The 20,264-nt window shown below is 66.2% G+C and carries 20 protein-coding genes; 12 read left to right on the plus strand and 8 right to left on the minus strand.

The window, feature by feature from the left end; all coding sequences use genetic code 11:
• Positions 1 to 7 precede the first annotated feature (7 nt).
• Positions 8 to 2,248 (minus strand): TonB-dependent siderophore receptor, encoded by a 2,241-nt coding sequence (locus tag SOM61_RS03200; protein ID WP_320472752.1) that lies wholly within the window; start codon positions 2,246 to 2,248, stop codon positions 8 to 10.
• A 246-nt stretch (positions 2,249 to 2,494) separates the two neighbouring features.
• Here SOM61_RS03200 and SOM61_RS03205 point away from each other — a divergent pair, with 246 nt between their 5' ends.
• Positions 2,495 to 3,379 (plus strand): dienelactone hydrolase family protein, encoded by an 885-nt coding sequence (locus SOM61_RS03205; RefSeq protein ID WP_320472753.1) that lies wholly within the window; start codon positions 2,495 to 2,497, stop codon positions 3,377 to 3,379.
• 157 nt (positions 3,380 to 3,536) lie between these two features.
• Positions 3,537 to 4,271, plus strand: a complete 735-nt coding sequence (locus SOM61_RS03210; RefSeq protein WP_137175510.1) for a ZIP family metal transporter — start codon at positions 3,537 to 3,539, stop codon at positions 4,269 to 4,271.
• A 40-nt stretch (positions 4,272 to 4,311) separates the two neighbouring features.
• Here SOM61_RS03210 and SOM61_RS03215 read toward each other — a convergent pair whose 3' ends face one another.
• The 3 genes from SOM61_RS03215 to SOM61_RS03225 all read right to left on the minus strand — a co-directional run bounded on the left by SOM61_RS03215 (position 4,312) and on the right by SOM61_RS03225 (position 7,288).
• Complete coding sequence (locus SOM61_RS03215) at positions 4,312 to 5,166, minus strand: sulfurtransferase (RefSeq protein ID WP_320472754.1); 855 nt, start codon at positions 5,164 to 5,166, stop codon at positions 4,312 to 4,314.
• Between the two features lie 16 nt (positions 5,167 to 5,182).
• Positions 5,183 to 6,103, minus strand: a complete 921-nt coding sequence (locus tag SOM61_RS26520) for a DMT family transporter (RefSeq protein WP_320472755.1) — start codon at positions 6,101 to 6,103, stop codon at positions 5,183 to 5,185.
• Between the two features lie 84 nt (positions 6,104 to 6,187).
• Positions 6,188 to 7,288, minus strand: coding sequence for an aromatic ring-hydroxylating oxygenase subunit alpha (locus tag SOM61_RS03225; RefSeq protein ID WP_320472756.1), 1,101 nt, complete (start codon positions 7,286 to 7,288; stop codon positions 6,188 to 6,190).
• Between the two features lie 357 nt (positions 7,289 to 7,645).
• Here SOM61_RS03225 and SOM61_RS03230 point away from each other — a divergent pair, with 357 nt between their 5' ends.
• From SOM61_RS03230 to dxs, 3 genes are read left to right on the plus strand one after another with little or no spacing between them, the layout of a single operon-like run.
• Entirely contained in the window at positions 7,646 to 7,894 is a 249-nt protein-coding gene (locus SOM61_RS03230) for an exodeoxyribonuclease VII small subunit (protein WP_147937336.1), read from the plus strand.
• An 11-nt stretch (positions 7,895 to 7,905) separates the two neighbouring features.
• Positions 7,906 to 8,805: a polyprenyl synthetase family protein gene (locus SOM61_RS03235; RefSeq protein WP_320473065.1), complete on the plus strand. Its 900-nt coding sequence runs from the start codon at positions 7,906 to 7,908 to the stop codon at positions 8,803 to 8,805.
• Positions 8,806 to 10,680, plus strand: a complete 1,875-nt coding sequence (dxs, locus tag SOM61_RS03240) for a 1-deoxy-D-xylulose-5-phosphate synthase (RefSeq protein ID WP_320472757.1) — start codon at positions 8,806 to 8,808, stop codon at positions 10,678 to 10,680.
• Positions 10,681 to 10,766: 86 nt separating this feature from the next.
• Here dxs and SOM61_RS03245 read toward each other — a convergent pair whose 3' ends face one another.
• Positions 10,767 to 11,657 (minus strand): DMT family transporter, encoded by an 891-nt coding sequence (locus SOM61_RS03245; RefSeq protein ID WP_320472758.1) that lies wholly within the window; start codon positions 11,655 to 11,657, stop codon positions 10,767 to 10,769.
• A 94-nt stretch (positions 11,658 to 11,751) separates the two neighbouring features.
• On the opposite strand from SOM61_RS03245, the gene SOM61_RS03250 reads away from it, so the two are divergent.
• Positions 11,752 to 12,741, plus strand: a complete 990-nt coding sequence (locus SOM61_RS03250; RefSeq protein ID WP_320472759.1) for a LysR family transcriptional regulator — start codon at positions 11,752 to 11,754, stop codon at positions 12,739 to 12,741.
• Here SOM61_RS03250 and SOM61_RS03255 read toward each other — a convergent pair.
• Both SOM61_RS03255 and SOM61_RS03260 read right to left on the minus strand, forming a co-directional pair.
• The gene (locus SOM61_RS03255) at positions 12,686 to 13,402 is read right to left on the minus strand and encodes a 2OG-Fe(II) oxygenase (RefSeq protein ID WP_320472760.1); all 717 of its coding nucleotides are present in this window, start codon (positions 13,400 to 13,402) and stop codon (positions 12,686 to 12,688) included. The genes SOM61_RS03250 and SOM61_RS03255 overlap by 56 nt on opposite strands.
• 3 nt (positions 13,403 to 13,405) lie before the next feature.
• Positions 13,406 to 13,960: a cob(I)yrinic acid a,c-diamide adenosyltransferase gene (locus SOM61_RS03260; protein WP_320472761.1), complete on the minus strand. Its 555-nt coding sequence runs from the start codon at positions 13,958 to 13,960 to the stop codon at positions 13,406 to 13,408.
• A 91-nt stretch (positions 13,961 to 14,051) separates the two neighbouring features.
• Here SOM61_RS03260 and SOM61_RS03265 point away from each other — a divergent pair, with 91 nt between their 5' ends.
• The 6 genes from SOM61_RS03265 (at position 14,052) to SOM61_RS03290 (ending at position 19,756) form a co-directional block, all read left to right on the plus strand.
• The gene (locus tag SOM61_RS03265; protein WP_123071927.1) at positions 14,052 to 15,539 is read left to right on the plus strand and encodes an FAD-linked oxidase C-terminal domain-containing protein; all 1,488 of its coding nucleotides are present in this window, start codon (positions 14,052 to 14,054) and stop codon (positions 15,537 to 15,539) included.
• A gap of 11 nt (positions 15,540 to 15,550) precedes the next feature.
• Positions 15,551 to 16,624, plus strand: a complete 1,074-nt coding sequence (glcE, locus tag SOM61_RS03270; RefSeq protein ID WP_320472762.1) for a glycolate oxidase subunit GlcE — start codon at positions 15,551 to 15,553, stop codon at positions 16,622 to 16,624.
• Positions 16,625 to 16,627: 3 nt separating this feature from the next.
• Positions 16,628 to 17,854 carry a glycolate oxidase subunit GlcF gene (glcF, locus tag SOM61_RS03275; RefSeq protein WP_320472763.1) on the plus strand — a complete coding sequence of 409 codons (1,227 nt, stop codon included), beginning with the start codon at positions 16,628 to 16,630 and terminating at the stop codon, positions 17,852 to 17,854.
• A gap of 107 nt (positions 17,855 to 17,961) precedes the next feature.
• Positions 17,962 to 18,276, plus strand: coding sequence for a hypothetical protein (locus tag SOM61_RS03280; RefSeq protein WP_320472764.1), 315 nt, complete (start codon positions 17,962 to 17,964; stop codon positions 18,274 to 18,276).
• A gap of 104 nt (positions 18,277 to 18,380) precedes the next feature.
• Positions 18,381 to 18,842, plus strand: coding sequence for a hypothetical protein (locus SOM61_RS03285; protein WP_320472765.1), 462 nt, complete (start codon positions 18,381 to 18,383; stop codon positions 18,840 to 18,842).
• Complete coding sequence (locus SOM61_RS03290) at positions 18,842 to 19,756, plus strand: DUF2145 domain-containing protein (RefSeq protein WP_320472766.1); 915 nt, start codon at positions 18,842 to 18,844, stop codon at positions 19,754 to 19,756. The genes SOM61_RS03285 and SOM61_RS03290 overlap by 1 nt, the downstream gene beginning before the upstream one ends.
• Positions 19,757 to 19,773: 17 nt before the next feature.
• Here the strand turns inward: SOM61_RS03290 and SOM61_RS03295 are convergent, their stop codons facing one another.
• Positions 19,774 to 20,256, minus strand: a complete 483-nt coding sequence (locus SOM61_RS03295; RefSeq protein ID WP_320472767.1) for a glutathione peroxidase — start codon at positions 20,254 to 20,256, stop codon at positions 19,774 to 19,776.
• Positions 20,257 to 20,264 lie beyond the last annotated feature (8 nt).

The raw sequence follows: 20,264 nt of genomic DNA on the forward strand, positions 1-20,264 counted from the left end.
GCGCCGTTCAGAACGTGGCGCGCAGGGTCGCCGACGCGGTGCGCGGCTCCGCATAGTGCAGGCCGTTGTAGAAGCCGACCCGGTTGTAGTAGATCTTGTCGAACACATTGCTCACATTGACGCTGGCGGTCAGGTGTTCGTTGATGCGGTAGCTCGCCATCAGGTTCGTCAGCCAGATCGAACCCTGTTCGATGCGCGCGGTGGCGGTGACCGGTGCGCCGCTGGCATTGAAGCTGCCGGTCGGCTTTTGCGCCGCGTTCCACAGATTGCTTTGCCAGTTCACGCCGCCGCCGACCGAGTAGCGGCCGTCGTCGCCGAAGCGGTAGCTGGTGAAGACGCGCAGCAGGTTGCGCGGGATGACGGTGTTGATCGCGGCGCCTTGGGCGTTGCGCGAACGGGTGTGGCTATAGCCGGCCGACAGATTCCATTGACGCATGAACTGACCCGAGGCTTCCACCTCGACGCCATCGACCACATTGCCCTTGCCGGTGGTGCGGTAGGCCTGGGCCGCGCCGGGGAGCGAATTCGGCGGCACGCTGTCGTCGATCTCGGCCACATTGTCCTTCTTGCTGCGGAAGACCGCCGCCGAGAAATTGAGGCGGCGCTCGAACAGCTCGGCCTTCACGCCGGCCTCGATATTATTGCCGTCGACCGGATCCAGGAACTCGTTGTTCGCATCGCGGAAGTTCTGCGGCTGGAAGATGCTGGTGTAGGCGGTATAGGCGGTCCATTGCTGGTTCAGGTCGAACAGCAGGCCGACGTAGGGAGTGACGATATCGTCGTTGGTGAAGCCCGTTGTGCTGGTTGCCGCCCCCGCTTCGCTGAAGTTGCGCGTGCGCGTCGTGTACTTGCCATGGCGTGCGCCGACGACCGCCTTGAGCGCATCGGACAAGTTCAGGCGGGTGGCCACGAAGGCCGCCCTCTGGTCGACGTTGTTGATGCTGGTCGGATGCGCGCCGACCGTGCTCGGGAACTCGGGCACGTCGCCGGTCCAGGTCTGCCAGTTCGGGATCATGCCATAGCCGGCGGGAACCGCGCCGAGGGTGATCCGCGGCGAGATGGTCTCGCGGTCGGCCTTGCCCCAGCCGAAGACCAGGTCGTGACGGCGGCCGAACAGGTCGAACTTGCCGTCGATGTTCAGCTCGAGCACGTCCATCGTCTCGTCGGCCGGGAAGCGGCCGTACGCAACGGTGATGCCGCTGCCGTCGGCGCGCGGGTAGCCGCCATAGCCGAAGTAGAGGCTGCCGTCCTGCACGCGGTCGGCCTTGGTCCAGCCGGCGCGCAAGCGCCAGTCGCCGCCGATGCGGTGTTCGAGCGTGGCGAACGTCTTCTTTTCGACCATATTCCAGGATGCCCACGGCGTGGACAGGTTCAGGTCGTGCGGCATATTGGCCAGCGAACCGTCGGCATTCCAGTAGGGGACGGTGCCCCAGGTCGAGCCGCGCGGATCGGATTTCTGGCGCTCGTAGCCCACCGCCAGCGTCGTGGCCGAACCGAGGTCGGCCTCGAGGATGCCATAGACGGCGCCCAGGTCCTGCTCGTACAAGGGGCGGAACGACTTGGCTTCCTGCTTGGCGGTGACGAAGCGGCCGCGCAGTTTTCCTTCGTAGGCGATCGGACCCGACACGTCCACTTCGGCGCGTCGCAGGTCGTGGGTGCCAACGCGCACGGCGGCATTGCCCTGGAATGTCTTGGTCGGACGCTTGCGCACCTGGTTGATGGTGGCGGAGGGATCGCCCGCGCCGGTGGTCAGGCCGGTGGCGCCACGCACCACCTCGATCCGGTCGTAGACGACGTTGTCGCCGTTCGCCTTGAGCGAGCTGCCGAACAGGTTCAGCATGCCGTCGACCTGGAAGTTGTTCACCGCGTAGCCGCGCGCGTTATAGGTGACCCGTTCGGTGTCGTTGTAGTTGACGTAGATGCCGGTTACCTGCTGCATGGTCTCGGCCAGCGTCTGCAGGCCTTGCTCTTCCATGCGTGCGCGCGTCACGATCGACATCGATTGCGGCGTCTCGCGCGGCGTGAGGTTCAGGCGCGCGCCGGTGGCGAGCGGACCGGTCGTGGTGTACGAGCCGCTGCCTTCGGTGGTGGCGTCCCTGGCGCCGGTGATTTTGACCTCGGAGACGACGGACGGAACTTCAGGCGCGTCTTCCGCCATGGCGTGCCAGCTTGGCAGGATGCCCAGGACGGCGGTGGCGGTGGCATGCAGGGTGAAACGATGGGCGGAACGACGGGATGGATGGGTCATGAACATGGATGGTTGGTGTGGAACGCGGATGCCGGCCGTTTCGGCCCCGGCACTCACACCGGTGCGACGCGATTTTTATTTTTCAAGATGAGAATTATAATGCGAATCATTCTCATTACTTAAATATTCTTTACGCATGTGTGTCATTCCGGCCACGACTTGCGCTCATCCGTGCCGGGCGTGCAGCCGGCCCCGGCGATGCTAGACTGGCAAGCCTGTCCAACACTGACCAGAAAGGGGATGTCCATGAAAGATCTTGTCAACGATGCCCACAGCCTGCTGGGCGCCAGCGCCTATGACGATGGCGTGAAGCGGCGCGACTTTTTGAAGGCCGCGGTCGGCACCGGCTTCGCTGCGGCCGCGCTGCCGGTGGTTGCGCAAACCCAGATCCAGACCGATGCCGAGGGCCTCGACGCGGCCGACAGCATCCTCGTGATCGAGGGCCAGGACGTACCCGTCTACCGCGCCCAGCCGCGCGGCAAGACCAACGTCCCGGTGATCCTGGTGGTGTCCGAGATCTTCGGCGTGCATGAACACATCAAGGACGTGGCGCGCCGCTTCGCCAAGCAGGGTTATATGGCGGTCGCGCCCGACCTGTTCGTGCGCCAGGGCGACGCGACCAAGGCGCCCAATACCGCTGAACTGATCAAGAACATCGTGTCCAGGACCCCGGACGCGCAGGTCATGTCCGACCTCGACACCGTGGTGGCCTGGGCCAAGCAGCGCGGCGGAGATACCAGCAAACTGGGAATCACCGGTTTCTGCTGGGGCGGACGCATCACCTGGCTGTACGCGGCGCACAACTTGGACGTCAAGGCCGGCGTGGCCTGGTACGGCCGCCTGGTGGGCGAGGCGACCCCCAACACGCCGAAGCACCCGGTCGACGTCGCCCAGAACCTCAAGGTGCCGGTGCTGGGCCTGTACGGCGGCAAGGACAACGGCATCCCGCTCGACACGGTCAAGCGCATGCAGGCCGCCCTCGACAAGGGCAACAGCCGTTCGACCATCCACGTGTATCCGGATGCCGACCACGCTTTCCACGCCGACTACCGCCCGAACTACAACGAGGCCGACGCCAAGGATGGCTGGAACCGCGCGCTGGCCTGGTTCCGCAAGCACGGCGTCGCCTGAAGCCTGAACAGGGCCTGCTTCTTTCGGCGGGTCTTGGACGACCGCGGGCCGGGAGCGGTACAATGTCCGGTTTGCGGATCGTCGCAAGAACAGAACAAGAGGCTTTCAAATCGACCCGCTTTTCGACCCGACCCTGAGTTCCATCCTGCTGGCGACCGTGATCGCCGGCGTCGTCAGCATTTCCGGGGCTGCGCTTTTCTCGTTCGCCCTGCTGTCGAAAGTGGTCGAAAAGATGGTCAGCCTGTCGGTCGGCATCATGCTGGCGACGTCGCTGCTGCACGCGCTGCCGGAAGCCTTCGAATCGGGCGCCGACATCAAGAGCCTGTTCGCCACGCTGCTGGCGGGCCTGCTGGCGTTCTTTTTACTGGAAAAAGTGGCGCTGCTGCGCCATTCGCACCACCACGAGGGCGACGGGCATCATCACGCCCACGGCCATGACGCGCGCGAGGCCGGCAAGTCGGGCTGGATGATCCTGCTCGGCGACGGCATGCACAACTTCACCGACGGCATCCTGATCGCGGCGGCCTTCCTGGCCGACCCGGAAGTGGGCATCGTGACCGCGCTGGCCATCGTCGCCCACGAAATCCCGCAAGAAATCGGCGACTTCATCGTCCTGCTCAACGCCGGCTTCTCGCGCCTGCGCGCCTATGTGTTCAACCTGCTGTGCAGCCTGCTGGCGGTGGCGGGCGGCCTGCTCGGCTACTTCACGCTGGACCAGGCCAGCGGCCTGATTCCCTATGTGCTGGTGTTTGCGTCGTCGGGCTTCATCTATATCGCGGTGAGCGATTTGATGCCGCAGATGCAGCGCCGGGCGACGCTGAAGGAGACGGTGCCGCAGGTGTTCCTGATCGGCCTCGGTGTGGCGATCGTGGTGGCGCTGCACGCATTCTGACCCAGAAGAAAAGGGCTTCGTGACGAAGCCCTTTTGTTTTTCAATCCGCGCCTTTCGCGACCGGCCGCGACGAATCGCCGACCCACTCGCTCCACGATCCCGGATACAGGCTTGCCCCCGGCATGCCCGCCACTTCCAGCGCCAGCAGGTTGTGGCACGCGGTCACACCCGAGCCGCACTGCATGATGGCGCGTTGCGGATCGTCGACCAGGGCGCCGAACTCGGCGCGCAGGTCTTCCGGGGCCTTGAAGCGGCCGTCAGCCTGCAGGTTGTCCTTGAAGAAGCGGTTCTTTGCGCCCGGGATGTGGCCGCCGACCGGGTCGATGGTTTCGTTCTCGCCGCGGAAGCGGTCGGCCGCGCGGGCGTCGATCACGATGCGCTGGCCGCTTTCCAGGTTGTCCATCACCTCGCGCACCGTCACCGTGGGCACGAAGGGCGCGCGGATGCTCAGCGACCCATGCGGCTTGACGGGGGCCCCGGTCGACAAGGGCTGGCCCAGCGCCTGCCAGGCCGCCATGCCGCCATCGAGCACCGCCACCGCCTCGTGGCCCAGCCAGCGCAGCAGCCACCACAGGCGCGCGGCGAACATGCCGCCGTGGGCGTCGTAGGCGACCACTTGCGTGTCGTCGCCGATGCCGAACCCGCGCAGGGCTTGCGCAAGCGTTTCCTTTTCGGGCAGCGGATGGCGGCCGAGGAACACGCCATCAGGGCCGCGCTTGGCGCCCGACAGCACGGTCTCGATGTCGGCGAACACCGCGTTCGGCAGGTGGCCGGCGGCATAGCCTTCGCGCCCGGCGGCGAGGTTCATCAGGTCGTGGCGGCAGTCCACCACCACCCACTTCGGGTCGTCGAGTTGGGCGGCCAGCTGGCTGGCCGAAATCAGGGTCTTGAACATGGCGTAAAGTCTCCTTCTACGATTCGCTGACCACGGGGTCCTGGTCCTTGACGACGGCGCCGCGCGCCGTCTTGCGGGTATTGTAGAACGTCGCGGCCAGTCCCGAGAGCAGGATCACGCCGATGCCCAGCCACACATGCCAGTCGAAGGCGTCGCCCCACAGGATCAGGCCCCACAGGGTGGAAAACACGATGCCGGTGTACTGCAGGTTGGCCACCACCAGCACCTTGCCCACGCGGTAGGCGCGGGTCATACACATCTGGGCGATCAGGGCGGCGCCGCCGATCCCCAGCAGCAGCAGGAAGCCGTACGGGGTGTGCGAATGGAACAGCGCGCCCTGCGGCCCGTCGCCGGCCACGGTCGCAAACAGGCCGACCACGGTCGTGGTCAGCGAGAAGTAGAACACCACGCGGTATTCGGGCTCTCCCAACTGGCCGAGCTTGCGCACCTGCATGTAGGCCATGGCCGAGATCATCGACGAACACACGCCGGCCAGGCCGCCCAGCCACTGCTGGCTCTCGACCGCCGGTTGCAGCACCATGGTCACGCCGAAGAAGCTGGAGGCGATCGCCACCACCAGCGGCCATTCGGCATGCTTGGTTTTCGTCCACCAGCCCATGGCGAACATCCCGGCCGCGATCCAGATCGGGGCCATGTAGTTGAGCGTCATCGCGGTGGCCAGCGGCAGGCGGCCAATCGCGAAGAACCACAGCCACAGCGAAGTCACGCCGACCAGGCTGCGCCACAGGTGGGCCTTGCCGAAATCCGTCTTGAAGGTGCCGCCCTGGTGTCGAACCATGATGAGCAGGATGAGGGTGCCGATCAGGCCCCGGTACATCAGGAGTTCGGAGGTGGAATAGAACTCGGAAGCCAGCTTCACGCCCGCGCCCATGGCGGCGAACGCGAAGCTGGCGTACAACATCCAGAGGGAAGCCATCGGATTTCCAGTGAAAGACCGTGCGGCATTGGCGCCGCGCGGTCCGTGGCGCCAGGGTGCGGCGCCGGTTTTACGACATGGGAGTTACAAGGTGATCCTGCTGCGATACCACTCGTGGAAGTGCTGCATGCCGTCTTCCATCGGCGACTGGTACGGACCGACTTCGTTGACGCCGCGCGCCACCAGGATCTTGCGGCCGGCGTCCATGCGCAGGCCGATCTCGTCGTCCTCGACAGCCGTCTCCATGTAGGCGGCGCGTTCGGCCTCGACGAATTCGCGCTCGAACAGCACGATCTCTTCAGGGTAGTAGAACTCGACCACGTTGCGGGTCTTCTGCGGGCCGTCCGGCCACAGGGTCGACACCACCAGCACGTTCGGGTACCACTCGACCATGATGTTCGGGTACAGCGTCAGCCAGATCGCGCCGTACTTGGGCGGCTGGCCGTTGTTGAACTTCAGAACCTGTTCCTGCCAGCGTTTATAGGCCGGCGAGCCAGCCTTCTGCAGCGCGCGGTTCACGCCCACGGTCTGCACGCTGTAGTCGCTGCCGAATTCCCATTTCAGGTCGTCGCACGAGACGAAGTTGCCCAGGCCCGGGTGGAACGGTTCGACGTGGTAGTCCTCCAGGTAGACCTCGATGAAGGTCTTCCAGTTGTAGTCACACTCGTGGATTTCGACGTGGTCGAACATATAGCCCGAGAAGTCGAGGTCCTTCGTCACCGACAGCTTGCCCAGCTTGTCCATCACGTTGTAGCCATTCTGTTCGAACAGCAGGCCATTCCAGTTCTGCAGCGGGGTTTTCGACAGGTTCAGGCACGGCGTGTCCGCGAAATGCGGTGCGCCGATCAATTCGCCCTTCAGGTCATAGGTCCAGCGGTGCAGCGGGCATACGATGTTCTTCGCATTGCCGCGGCCATTGAACATCAGCGCCTGGCGGTGGCGGCAGACGTTGGACAGCACTTCGATGCCCCCGGCGTTACGCACCAGCATGCGGCCTTCGTGCTCGGAGGCGAGCGTCGCGAAGTCCCCGGTTTCCGGCACCATCAATTCATGGCCGATGTAGCGCGGGCCATTGTGGAACAGTTGCTGCATCTCGCGCTTGAGGAGCGCGTCGTCAAAATAAACATTTACCGGAAGCTGTGCGTTCGAGCGCGCCAGCTTGGCGTGGGTAGCCAGATCGGACATCCCAACCCCCCTTTAAGGTAGCTTCCAAAGAAGAGAAAGAATCCAAAGACCAGTATTTAAGTAGAGGAATACGGTATTTCGGACAGAACCGGAGATTATACTGCGTAACAGGCTCTACCGTCTTGGGCCGGCGCGAGTTTGTGGTGCACGGCGCTTGATGTGTTGCCGATGAGGCATGGTTTTCATGTTGGAGAGAAGGGCTGGGTGGGGGCGTCGGCCGGATTGTTGACGCACTTGCTAGTTATGAATGCTGCAATGTGCGCCCCCCGTGGGGTGGGATTGATCTAAAATACGCGATTGGATTGACCCATGGCGCACAACTCGGCGCCTTCACGATAGCGACTTATGGCAAAGAATATGACAGCGGATAGCGCGCCAGCGGCGGCGCCTCCGCAATCCTTCGAGCAGGCGATGGCCGAACTGGCGCAGCTCGTGACACAGATGGAATCCGGCGCCTTGCCGCTGGAAGCCTCGGTCGCGGCGTATGCGCGCGGCTCCGAACTGGTCAAGTATTGCGCGGCCCAGCTCGAAAAAGTCGAGTCCCAGGTCAAGGTGCTCGAAGGCGACATGCTCAAGCCATTCAGCGACGACGAGGCGGCGCAATGACGCCAGACCTCATGACGGCGCAGGATTTCAGCGCCTGGACCCGCGCCGTCCAGGCCAGGGTCGAGGAAGCGCTCGACACCTTCCTGCCCCCAGCCGACCGGGTGCCGCACAAGCTGCACGAGGCGATGCGCTACACCACGCTCGGTGGCGGCAAGCGCGTACGCCCGCTGCTGGCGTATGCCGCCGGCGCGCTGTTCGACGCCGATCCACAGACGCTGGCCCGGGTCGCGAGCGCGGTGGAGATGATCCACGTGTATTCGCTGGTGCACGACGACATGCCGTGCATGGACGACGACGCCCTGCGCCGCGGCAAGCCGACGGTGCACGTGGCCTATGACGAAGCGACCGCGCTGCTGGTCGGCGACACCTTGCAGGCGCAAGCGTTCGAGGTGGTGGCCGACCTTGATGTCGCAGTGGTGCCGCCGGCGCGCCAGTTGACGATGGTGCGCCTGCTGGCGCAAGCGGCGGGCTCCGCCGGCATGTGCGGCGGCCAGGCGATCGACCTCGATAGCGTTGGCCTGTCGCTCACCCGCGAACAGCTCGAACGCATGCACCAGTTGAAAACCGGCGCCATGCTGCGCGTGTCCGTGCTGCTCGGCGCGCTCGCCGGCCGCGACCTGGCGCAGCAAGAGCTGCAGGCATTGGACGCGTATTCCGCCGCGGTGGGACTGGCGTTCCAGGTGGTCGACGACGTGCTCGACGCCACCGCCGATTCGGCCACGCTGGGCAAGACCGCCGGCAAGGACGCGGCCGACAATAAACCGACCTATGTGTCGATCCTCGGCCTGGAGCCATCGCGCGCGCTGGCCGAGCAACTGCGGCGTGACGCGCACGAAGCGCTGGCGCCATTTGGAGACAAAGCACAGCGTCTGCGCGAACTGGCAGACCTGATCGTGCAGCGGAAGGCCTAAATGAACCTGCTAGAAAAAATCAACGAACCATCCGACCTGCGCAAGCTGCCGCGCACCCAGCTCACCCCGCTGGCGCACGAGCTGCGCCAGTTCCTGCTCGAGTCGGTGTCCAGGACCGGCGGCCACCTGTCGTCCAACCTGGGCACAGTGGAACTGACGATCGCGCTGCACTACGTGTACGACACGCCGCGCGACCGCATCGTGTGGGACGTCGGCCACCAGACCTATTCGCACAAGATTCTCACCGGCCGTCGCGGCCGCATGCCCACCCTGCGCCAGCTGAACGGCCTGTCGGGCTTCCCGAAGCGCGACGAGAGCGAGTACGACACCTTCGGCACCGCCCACTCGTCGACCTCGATCTCGGCGGCCCTGGGCATGGCCGCAGCGGCCAAGATCAAGGGCGAGGACCGCCATGCGATCGCCGTCATCGGCGACGGCTCCATGACCGCCGGCATGGCGTTCGAGGCGCTGAATAACGCCGGTGTAGAGGACGACGTCAATCTGCTGGTCATCCTGAACGACAACGATATGTCGATCTCGCCGCCGGTCGGCGCCCTGAACCGCTACCTGGCGCGCCTGCTGTCGGGCCAGTTCTACGCCGCGGCCAAGAACGTGGGCAAGAGCGTGCTGCCGGCGCCGGTGCTCGATCTCGCGCGCAAGCTCGAAGAGCACGCCAAGGGCATGGTGGTCCCGGCCACGATGTTCGAGGAATTCGGCTTCAATTACATCGGCCCGATCGACGGCCATGATCTCGATTCGCTGATCCCGACGCTGGAAAACATCAAGAAGCTCAAGGGCCCGCAGTTCCTGCACGTGGTGACCAAGAAGGGCCAAGGCTACAAGCTGGCCGAGGCCGAGCCGATCCTGTACCACGGCACCGGCAAGTTCAACCACCTCGAGGGCATCAAGCCGGCCACCGCCCCGGGCAAGATCACCTACACCGAGGTATTCGGCAACTGGCTGTGCGACATGGCGGCCGCCGATAAACGCCTGGTCGGCATCACGCCCGCCATGCGCGAAGGCTCGGGCATGGTGCGCTTCCACCAGGAGTACCCGCAGCGCTACTTCGATGTCGGCATCGCCGAGCAGCATTCGGTGACCTTCGCGGCCGGCATGGCCACCGAAGGCGTCAAGCCGGTGGTCGCGATCTATTCGACCTTCCTGCAGCGCGCCTACGACCAGCTGATCCACGACGTGGCGTTGCAGAACCTGGACGTGACCTTCGCGCTGGACCGCGCGGGCCTGGTCGGCGCCGACGGCGCAACCCACGCCGGCAACTACGACCTGGCTTATCTGCGCTGCATCCCGAATATGGTGGTGATGGCCGCCTCGGATGAAAACGAGTGCCGCCAGATGCTAACCACCGCCTATCACTATCCCGGCCCGGCCGCGGTGCGCTATCCGCGCGGCGCCGGCGTCGGCGCTCCATTGGTGGAGGCCTTGACCTCGATCGAGATCGGCAAGGGCGAGGTGCGCCGCACCGGCAAGGACGTCGCGATCCTGGCGTTCGGCTCGATGGTGGCGCCAAGCCTGAAGGCAGGCGACGAACTCGATGCAACTGTGGCGAACATGCGCTTCGTGAAGCCGCTCGACGTCGAGCTGGTCAAGCGCCTGGCGCAGGAGCACGACCTGCTGGTGACGGTGGAAGAGGGCTGCATCATGGGCGGCGCTGGCGCCGCCGTGATGGAAGCACTGGCCGAAGCTGGCATTGCCAAGCCGGTGCTCAACCTGGGCCTGCCGGACAGCTTCATCGACCAGGGCGATCCGCAAGCGCTGCTGGCATCGGTCGGCCTGGATGCCAAGGGCATCGCGGCGTCGATCCGTGCGCGCCTGGTGGCGCAGGGCGAGCCGCGGCTGGTGGTGAATAACGGCTGAGCTCGCTTCTCGAAAAAAAACCGCTTTCTCGTGAAAGTGGTTTTTTTTTGCGGGGGCAGTATCCGCGCCGATGCCAGGAGTGCGTGTCAAGCAGGCTTGCGGGCGCAAACATGGACTGCGCCGGCCGTGACGGCGAAACCTGCCAGCGTCATTGCACCCGGCGTTTCGCCGAGCACGGCGAATCCCATCAGGGCGGTCGTGCCGGGGATCAGGTAGAACAGGCTGGCCACCTTGCTGGCCTCGCCCTTGCGGATCATGAAAAATAGCAGGCTGACGGCGCCGATCGAATTGACGATCGACAGCCAGCCGGAAGCCAGCAGCAGTTGCGTGGTCCAGCGCACCTCGAACCCTTCCACCACCAGGGCGAGTGGCAGCGCGACGATGCTGGCGACCGCCAGCTGGATGCAGCCGCCAGTACGCAGATCGGCATTGGCGCAATACTTTTTCTGATACAGGGTGCCGAGCGTGATGCCCGCCAGCGCCAGGCTCACCGCGCCCAGGCCGGCGAGGCTGGCGCCGCCGATCCGGTCGGCCACCACCAGCGCCACGCCGCCCAGGCCCGTCGCGAGGCCCAGCCACTGCCGGCCGCTGACCCGTTCATGCAGGAACACGCTGGCCCCGAGCGCGGTAAACAGCGGCATGGTGCCGACGATCAGGGCCGATACGCCGGCGCTCACGCCGAGCTTCAGGCCGGTGTACAGGCTGGAAAACTGCAGCGCCTGCATCAGCAGGCCGACCACCACCAGGTGCGCCGCCGGCTTCCAGCCGGCTGGCCACGGCGCCCGTGTGAGCAGCGCGATCGCCAGCAGCACCAGCGCCGCCACCGCGAAACGCAGGAACAGCAGGGTGAACGGTCCGGCGTAGGGCAGCGCGAGTTTGCCGACCACGTAGCCCGAACTCCACATCAGGATGAACAGGAAGGGCAGGGTGGACGAGGGCGCCGAAAACGTGAGTCTGGAACTGCTGGATGCCGTCATGATCGTCTCCGGTCGTCGGGAGACCAGATTACGTCCACCTGTTTATGGATACAATACGCTCAAGCGATAACATATTGTTTCCAAAGGGGATGCCATGAGCGAGCTGGCGCCGCGCGATTTTTCAGATCTGTGGCCTTTCGTCCAGGTGGTCGAGGCGGGCAGTTTTTCGGAAGCGGCGCGCCGCATGGGCACGACCAAGGCCAGCGTCAGCAAGGCGGTGGCGCGGCTGGAGAAGGCGCTACAGGTCAAGCTGCTGAACCGCTCGACGCGCCGCATCGGCCTGAGCGAAGCGGGCCGTGACATCTACCAGCACGCGGTGCGCATGATCGACGCGGGCAGGGCCGTCGAGGCGGCGGCGGCGGGACAGCAGTCGGGGCCTGGCGGCACGCTGCGCGTGTCGACCTCGATGGCGTTCGGGAACGCGCAACTGGCCGCGCTGCTGCCCGGCTTCATGGCGCGCTACCCCGAGGTGCGCGTGGTCCTGAGCCTGACCGACCGTCACGTCGACCTGGTGGAAGAAGGCATCGACATCGCGCTGCGGCTGTCGCCGAAGATCGACCTGATGAGCGTCGTCGCGCGTCCGGTGGCGCCGCTGCGCTACGTGCTGGCGGCCTCGCCCGATTACGTGCGGCGCTGCGGCATGCCGCCCGACGTCGCCGGCCTGGCGGCGGCGCGCTGCCTGACCTTCGGCGAGGCGGGGCCTGGCGCGGTCTGGGAATTCGACATGGACGGCGCGCCGGTCCGGCTCAAGCCCGCCAGCGCATTGACGATCAACAGCAGCCAGGCGCTGCGCGAAGCCATGCTGGGCGGCGCCGGCATCGCCCTGCTGCCGACCTTCGTCGTGGGCGAGGATATCCGCGCCGGCCGCGCGCTGCATGTGTTGCCGGCGGCGCGGCCGGTGGGCATGTTCGGCAGCCAGGTGCTGGCCGTCTATCTGGAGAACCGCTTCCTGCCGCAAAAGGTCAGGGTGTTCATCGACTACCTGCTCGAGCAGTGGGGCGAGTGGCCCGCCTGGGACGACTTTCTTGCTAGCCGGGCTGGCCGAACAGCGCCTCGGCGCGCTGGTACAGGATCCAGGAAGTAGCGATGTATTTGTCGCCGCTCCTGGCCACATTGCCGCGGTGGGTATGGGTGAAACCCGCCGGCGCGATCACCAGCCGCCCCTTTTTTGGTGCGATCTTGCGGCCCTGGTACAGGAACTCGGTCTCTCCGCCATCTTCCACGTCGTTGAGGTAGAACATCCACAGCAGCACCCGGTGCAGCGAATCGCAGCTGGCGTTCTGCGGATAGATCTCGGAATGCCAGTGATGGTAGCCGCCGCTGGCCTGCCGGTACTTCTGCAGATTGATGGTGCCGGGGCGGTACAGCACGCGCACCAGTTCTTCAATATACGGACGGCCCACTTCCTCGAAGTTGTCCATCGATAGCACCGTCGGCGTGCCGGTCTGCGGATGCTCCAGAGTTGGCGACAGGGATCCCATCAGCAGCATGCGGTAGCGGTCGACGTACTGCACCAGGTGGCGCGACATCGTCTCGAGCAGCAGCTGGGTGACGTCGTCCCATTCGCGGTGCAGGTTGATGGTGATGTCGTAGCTGTCCTTCTTGTCGACGTCGACGCCGTTGCCGGTGCGCCCGCGCACCACCTTGTCGCTGGCCTCGAAGCGCGCCAGCAGCGCATCGCATTGCTGCGCACTGAGCGCGTCGTCGAATACGCCGATGAAGTCGTCCATCACCTTGTCTTCCATGGATCAGCCCCGCTTGCGTTCGTGCTGCCACAGCACGTCGCTGCCGCCGGCATGGCGGTTCAGCACGCGAGCCAGCACGAACATCAGGTCGGACAGGCGGTTGACGTACTGGCGCGGGTGGGCGTGGATCTGCTCGGCCTTCGACAGGGCCACGATGGCGCGCTCGGCGCGCCGGCACACGGTGCGGCAGACGTGGGCGGTGGAGGCCGCGCGCGAGCCGGCCGGCAGGATGAATTCCTTCAGGACCGGCAGGTCGGCGTTGTACTTCTCGAGCAGGCCGTCCAGGCGCGCCACGTGCTCTTCCTTGATCATCTGGTAGCCGGGGATGCACAGCTCGCCGCCCAGGTCGAACAGGTCGTGCTGGATCGAGACCAGCTCTTCGCGTAATGCGGTCGGCATGTCTTCGCACAGCAGCAGGCCGACGAAGGAATTGAGTTCGTCGACTTCGCCCAGCGCGTGGATGCGCGCACTGTCCTTGCCGGTACGGCTGCCGTCGCCCAGGCCGGTGCTGCCGTCGTCGCCGGTGCGGGTCGCGATTTTCGAGAGGCGGTTGCCCATGATGTTGCCTTATGCGTTGGTGAGAAAAAACGATGGGATGAGCATACGACAAAACGTGGCCAATGTGCTTGCTTCTGCTTACAATCGAAGCATGCCCGATCATGCCTTTCAACCCGACCCGGCGCCGCGCCGCGCGCAGGTGGCGGCGGCCCTGCGCGCGCGCCTGCCGGCGTCCTGCGTCCTGTCCGACCCCGAAGACACCCGGCCCTACGAATGCGATGGCCTGGCCGCCTATCGCCAGCTGCCGCTGGTCGTGACCCTGCCGACCGACGAGGCGCAGGTGCTGGCCATCCTCGACGTCTGCCGTGAGTTACAGGTGCCGGTGGTGCCGCGCGGCGCCGGCACCGGCCTGTCGGGCGGCGCGCTGCCGATCCGCGATGGCGTCGTGCTGTCCACCGCACGCATGAGCCAGATCAAGCGCGTCGATCCGCTGGCGCGCACCGCCGTCGTGCAACCGGGCGTGCGCAACCTGGCGATCTCCGAGGCCGCCGCGCCGTTCGGCCTCTACTATGCCCCCGACCCGTCGTCGCAGATCGCCTGCACCATCGGCGGCAACGTGGCCGAGAATGCGGGCGGCGTGCACTGCCTCAAATACGGCCTGACGGTACACAACGTGCTGCGGGTGCGGGTAGCCACCATCGAGGGCGACGTCGTCGAACTGGGCGGCGCGGCGCTCGATGCGCCGGGACTCGACCTGCTGGCCGTGTTCATCGGTTCCGAGGGCATGCTCGGCATCGTCACCGAGGTGACGGTGAAGCTGGTGCCCAAGCCGGCGCTGGCCCAGGTCATCATGGCCTCGTTCAACGATGTGGTCACGGCCGGCAATGCGGTGGCCGACGTGATCGCGGCCGGCATCATCCCGGCCGGCCTCGAGATGATGGACCGCACTTCGGTGCGCATGGTCGAGCCCTTCGTGCAGGCCGGCTACGACCTCGACGCCGCCGCCATCCTGCTGTGCGAGGCCGACGGCACGGCGCTCGAGGTGGCCGAGGAGATCGCGCGCATGAGCGCGGTGCTCGAGCGCGCCGGCGCGACCGCGATCGCGGTGTCGCAGAGCGAAGCGGAGCGGGTGCGCTTCTGGTCCGGCCGCAAGAACGCCTTCCCGGCGGCGGGCCGCATCTCGCCCGACTATTACTGCATGGACGGCACCATCCCGCGCAAGCAGCTGGCGCGGGTGCTGGCCGGCATCGCCGCAATGGAACAGACGTATGGTCTGCGCTGCTCGAACGTGTTCCACGCCGGCGACGGCAATATGCATCCGCTGATCCTGTTCGACGCCAGCGCGCCCGGCGAATTCGAGCGCGCCGAAGCGTTCGGGGCCGCGATCCTGGCGCTGTGCGTCGAAGTGGGCGGCACCATCACCGGCGAGCATGGCGTGGGCAAGGAAAAGATCGACTCGATGTGCGTGCAGTTCGGCCGCAAGGAGCTCGACGCCTTCTTCGCGGTCAAGCATGCCTTCGACCCGGTCGCGCTGCTCAATCCGGACAAGGCGATCCCGACCCCGCACCGCTGCGCCGAATTCGGCAAGCTGCACGTGCACCACGGCGAGGTTCCATTCCCGGACCTGCCGCGTTTTTGAACGAGAGCCATATGGGAACGATCGAACGATTCCAGGAGCGGGTACGGGCCGCGGCGCATGAGCGTGAACCGCTGCGCATCCGTGGCGGCGGCAGCAAGGACTGGTATGGCGGTGCACCACAGGGCACCATCCTCGACACCCGCGACTACGCCGGCATCGTCGACTACGAGCCGACCGAACTGGTGATCACGGCGTGCTGCGGCACGCCGCTGGCCGAGATCGAGGCGTTGCTCGCGCAGCACAACCAGATGCTGGCCTTCGAGCCGCCGCATTTCAGGGCCGGCGCCACCGTGGGCGGCACCGTCGCCGCGGGCCTGTGCGGCCCGCGGCGCGCCAGCAGTGGCGCCACGCGCGACTTCGTGCTCGGCGCCAGGCTGCTGGACGGGAAGGGCGACGTACTGTCGTTTGGCGGCAAGGTGATGAAGAACGTGGCCGGCTACGACGTCTCGCGCATGCTGGCCGGTTCGATGGGTACGCTCGGCCTGCTGCTGGAAGTGTCCTTGAAGGTGCTGCCGCGGCCCTTCGCCGAAGCCACGCTGCGCTTCGAGATGAGCGAGATCGACGCCATCCGCCGCCTCAACGAATGGGGCGGCCAGCCCTTGCCGCTATCGGGCAGCGCCTGGTGCGGCGGCCAGCTGGCGTTGCGCCTGTCTGGCGCCGAGGCGGCGGTCGACGCCGCGATGCGGCTGCTGGGCGGCGAAACGGTGCCACATCCGGATGCGGCTGCGTTCTGGGCCAATATGCGCGAACAGCGTCATGCATTCTTCCTGGAGCGCGAACCCTTGTGGCGCCTGTCGGTGCCATCGACCACCGGAGCTTTGGTGCTCGGCGGCGACCAGCTGATCGAGTGGGGCGGCGCCCAGCGCTGGCTGCGCGCCGGAGGCGACGCCGCGACGGCCGGGGCGATCCGGCGCACGGTGCAAGCCTGCGGCGGCCATGCGACCCTGTTCCGTGGCGGCGACAAGGGCAGTGGCGTGTTCCAGCCGCTGGCGCCGGCGCTGGCGCGCATCCATGCGCGCATGAAGGATGCCTTCGACCCCGCCCACATCTTCAACCCGGGCCGCCTGTACCCCGAAAGCGCCTGATCCATGCAAACGACACTCGCCGATTTCATCAAGGGCACGCGCGAAGGCGCCGAAGCCGAAGCGATCCTGCGCGCCTGCGTGCACTGCGGCTTCTGCACCGCCACTTGCCCGACCTATCAACTGCTGGGCGACGAACTCGATGGCCCGCGCGGCCGCATCTACCTGATCAAGCAGGTGCTCGAAGGCGCGCAGCCGACCCGCAAGACCCAGCTCCACCTGGACCGTTGCCTCACCTGCCGCAACTGCGAAACCACCTGTCCGTCCGGCGTCAAGTATGGGCGCCTGGTCGACATCGGCCGCAAGCTGGTCGACGAGCGGGTGCCGCGTCCCTTGAATGAAAGGATCAAGCGCGCCACGCTCAAGGAATGCCTGCCGCGCGCCAGTGTGTTCAAGCCGGCTTTCAGGGCGGGGCAGGTGCTGCGGCCGCTGTTGCCTGCAGGGCTTCAGGACAAGCTGCAGCCGGCACGCGCCGCCGGCCACTGGCCGACCCGGGTCCATCCGCGCAAGATGCTGCTGCTGGACGGCTGCGTGCAGCCGGCGATGGCGCCGAATATCAATGCCGCCACGGCGCGCGTGTTCGATTCTCTCGGCGTGCAGCTGGTGGTGGCGCCGAAGGCCGGCTGCTGCGGCGCGCTGCGCTACCACATGAACGACCAGGACGGCGGCCTGGACGACATGCGCCGCAACGTCGATGCCTGGTGGCCGTCTGTGGAGCAGGGGCAGGTCGAGGCGATCGTGATGACCGCCTCCGGCTGCGGCGTCACGGTCAAGGAATACGGCCACCTGCTGGCGCACGATCCGGATTATGCCGACAAGGCCCGCCGCATCAGCGAGATCACGCGCGACCTCTCCGAGATCCTGCCGCAGTTCGAGGAGCAGATCAGGATGCGGGCGCATGGGAAGGACGCGCCGCGCGTGGTGTATCACCCGCCCTGCACCCTGCAGCACGGCCAGCAAATCCGCGGCAAGGTCGAAAGCGTGCTGCACGCGGCCGGCGTGGACGTGGTGCTGTGCGCCGACAACCACCTGTGCTGCGGCTCGGCCGGCGCCTATTCGGTGCTGCAGCCCGAGATCGCGCACCAGCTTCGCGACCGCAAGTTGGCTAGCCTGGATGCGACCGGCGCGCAGGAGATCGTGTCGGCGAACATCGGCTGCCTGAGCCACCTGCAGTCGGGGACGGACAAGCCGGTGACGCACTGGATCGAGCTGCTGGAGCGGGCCTTGCGCTGATTGCCGGCGGGCGGCAACGCCGATTTCCTGGTCGTGTTAGGATCGCGCCGAACCCGGCAATCGGCGGGAACCCAGTGGCAAATCAGTGACAATTACCAGGAACGATCTTGAGCTTTACCTTCCAACTCGTGCGTGACGACGAGGGCGGCCCGGCCGCCGTGGTCTTCGAAGACAGTAGCAGCCCCGGCCTGGTGCCGGTCTGGGAAGCCGCCGGCGTCTACGACGCGCTGTACAACAGCGACGGCCACATGGCGCGTGACGTGTCGCGCGCCATCGCCTACGGCCTCGACCAGTTGAACGAGAACGCCGCACTGGGCGGCCTGCTGCCGCCGGGCGTGTCGATGACCGAGGCCATCCGCTTCCTTGACAACGTCAGCCGTGGCTGCACGATCCACGGCGTGGCGCGCATACAGACGCGCTGACGACGAATCCGTGCGCTTGTCACAAGCGGTTACGACGGCACTATGGTGTTCGAGTGCAAGGGCTTGTACCATGTGAGCGTTTTGCTCGACTACGAAAGCCTCTTATGACCTTGCCAATCTTTTCACGTTCCCTGTGCTTCGGCATGTTCGCGATCGCCTGCGCCATCCCGGCCCACGCCGAAAGCTTCGCCTCCTCGGCCTCCAGCGCCGGCTCGGCGTCGTCGGCCAGTATTTCGGATTCGATCAGCGATTCCAGCACCAGCTCGAGTGGCGACAACAAGGTGGCGGCGGGCGATTACCGCGTGATCGACATCGCGCAAGCCCCGAATAAGCCCGACACCACCCGCCTGACCCTGCGCGCCGAAGCCGGCCAGGCCCGCACCTTCTTCCTCGACGTGCCGAACCGCGCCATGGCTCAGCGCCAGGTCAATGCGGGCGAGGTGGTGCGCGTAAACGAGCGCGTCTACGGCTACGAATTCGCCCATGCCGACACCCAGCGTCCATTCTTCCTGGCGCTGCAGGACGAGTGGCAGCGCGACCTGGCGTCACGCAAAGTCGTCATCTGATGCGGCTGCGCAGGGCGACCGCCGCGTTGGCGCTCGGCCTGTGCGCCACCTTGAGCGGCGCCGCCTGGGCCGGCCTGCCGACCTTCTGCGAGCGCGAGAGCGACATCACCGCGCTCGAGCAGGACCGTGTGCTGCGCTTTGCCGGCGTGGTCCGCCAGGAACTCGAACGCTCGGGCGGCAAGGTCGCCCTCGTCTCCCGCGCCGGCGTGGATCTGAGCCGCTTCGGCCTGCTGTATTCGCATGCCGGTGTCGCGCTGCGCGACGACGCCGACGGCGCCTGGGCCATTCGCCAGCTGTACTACGCCTGCGAAGATGCGCGTCCGCACCTGTTCGACCAGGGCATCTCGGGCTTCGCGCTCGGGGCCGACGCGCCATCCAGCGGCCATGTGTCGTTGCTGTTCCTGCCTGATCAAGACGGCGCGCAGCTCGAACGCGCAGCGCGCGACAAGGGGCTGGCACTGGCGCTGCTGGCAGGGAAGTACAGCGCCAACGCCTATGCCTTCGGCACCGATTACCAGAACTGCAACCAGTGGGTGGCCGAACTGCTGGCCGGCGCCTGGGGAGGCGTGGAAGGACAGGGAGGGCAAGTGCGCGAGCAGGCGCAGGGCTGGCTGCGCGCGCAGGGCTACGTCGCCGGGCCAGTCAGGGTCCCGGGACATATGCTGATGTTCGCCGGACAGTTCGTGCCGCTGGTGCATGTGAACGACCATCCGGTGGACGACCTGCACGCCCTCGCGCTGCAGGTGAGCGTGCCGGCCTCGATCGAAGCCTTCGTGCGCCAGCGCGCACCGCAGACGCAGCGCGTGGAGATCTGCCACGACGAGGGCCGCATCGTCGTGCGGCGCGGTTGGGAGCCGCTCGGCGCGGCGTGCGAGCCGGGGCCGGATGACGAAGTGACCGTCCTCGCTAACTGATTCGCCTTGCGGCGGCGTCAGGCCGCCAGCAGCTTCTCGATATCGCCCGTCAGTTCTTCTGGCTTGGTAGCCGGCGCGTAGCGCTTGACCACCGCGCCGTCCTTGTTGACCAGGAACTTGGTGAAGTTCCACTTGATTGCCTCCGTGCCCAGCACGCCCGGCGCCTCGCCTTTCAGGAAACGGAACAGCGGATGGGCGTCGTCGCCGTTGACGTCGATCTTGGCGAACATCGGGAAAGTCACGCCGTAGTTCTTTTCGCAGAAGGCGCCGATCTCGGCCTCGCTGCCCGGCTCCTGGTGGCCGAACTGGTTGCACGGAAAGCCCAGCACCACCAGGCCCTGGTCCGCAAAGTTGCGCTGCAGTTGTTCCAGACCCTGGTATTGCGGGGTGAAGCCGCAGGCGCTGGCGGTATTGACGATCAGGAGCGCCTTGCCGCGATAGCGTGCCAGGTCGACCGGCTGGCCGTCGAGGGCGGTGGCGTTGAAATCGTAGGCGGTCATGGCATTCT

It is taken from the genome of Massilia sp. CFBP9012 (genome assembly GCF_034045115.1).
Taxonomy (GTDB): Bacteria; Pseudomonadota; Gammaproteobacteria; order Burkholderiales; family Burkholderiaceae_D; genus Telluria.

Coding starts and splice junctions, on each gene's coding strand:
- SOM61_RS03200 (WP_320472752.1), bottom strand. CDS start 2,248: ATGACCCATCCATCCCGTCGTTCCGCCCATCGTTTCACCCTGCATGCC.
- SOM61_RS03205 (WP_320472753.1), top strand. CDS start 2,495: ATGAAAGATCTTGTCAACGATGCCCACAGCCTGCTGGGCGCCAGCGCC.
- SOM61_RS03215 (WP_320472754.1), bottom strand. CDS start 5,166: ATGTTCAAGACCCTGATTTCGGCCAGCCAGCTGGCCGCCCAACTCGAC.
- SOM61_RS26520 (WP_320472755.1), bottom strand. CDS start 6,103: ATGGCTTCCCTCTGGATGTTGTACGCCAGCTTCGCGTTCGCCGCCATG.
- SOM61_RS03225 (WP_320472756.1), bottom strand. CDS start 7,288: ATGTCCGATCTGGCTACCCACGCCAAGCTGGCGCGCTCGAACGCACAG.
- SOM61_RS03230 (WP_147937336.1), top strand. CDS start 7,646: ATGACAGCGGATAGCGCGCCAGCGGCGGCGCCTCCGCAATCCTTCGAG.
- SOM61_RS03235 (WP_320473065.1), top strand. CDS start 7,906: ATGACGGCGCAGGATTTCAGCGCCTGGACCCGCGCCGTCCAGGCCAGG.
- dxs (WP_320472757.1), top strand. CDS start 8,806: ATGAACCTGCTAGAAAAAATCAACGAACCATCCGACCTGCGCAAGCTG.
- SOM61_RS03245 (WP_320472758.1), bottom strand. CDS start 11,657: ATGACGGCATCCAGCAGTTCCAGACTCACGTTTTCGGCGCCCTCGTCC.
- SOM61_RS03250 (WP_320472759.1), top strand. CDS start 11,752: ATGAGCGAGCTGGCGCCGCGCGATTTTTCAGATCTGTGGCCTTTCGTC.
- SOM61_RS03255 (WP_320472760.1), bottom strand. CDS start 13,402: ATGGAAGACAAGGTGATGGACGACTTCATCGGCGTATTCGACGACGCG.
- SOM61_RS03260 (WP_320472761.1), bottom strand. CDS start 13,960: ATGGGCAACCGCCTCTCGAAAATCGCGACCCGCACCGGCGACGACGGC.
- SOM61_RS03265 (WP_123071927.1), top strand. CDS start 14,052: ATGCCCGATCATGCCTTTCAACCCGACCCGGCGCCGCGCCGCGCGCAG.
- glcE (WP_320472762.1), top strand. CDS start 15,551: ATGGGAACGATCGAACGATTCCAGGAGCGGGTACGGGCCGCGGCGCAT.
- glcF (WP_320472763.1), top strand. CDS start 16,628: ATGCAAACGACACTCGCCGATTTCATCAAGGGCACGCGCGAAGGCGCC.
- SOM61_RS03285 (WP_320472765.1), top strand. CDS start 18,381: ATGACCTTGCCAATCTTTTCACGTTCCCTGTGCTTCGGCATGTTCGCG.
- SOM61_RS03290 (WP_320472766.1), top strand. CDS start 18,842: ATGCGGCTGCGCAGGGCGACCGCCGCGTTGGCGCTCGGCCTGTGCGCC.
- SOM61_RS03295 (WP_320472767.1), bottom strand. CDS start 20,256: ATGACCGCCTACGATTTCAACGCCACCGCCCTCGACGGCCAGCCGGTC.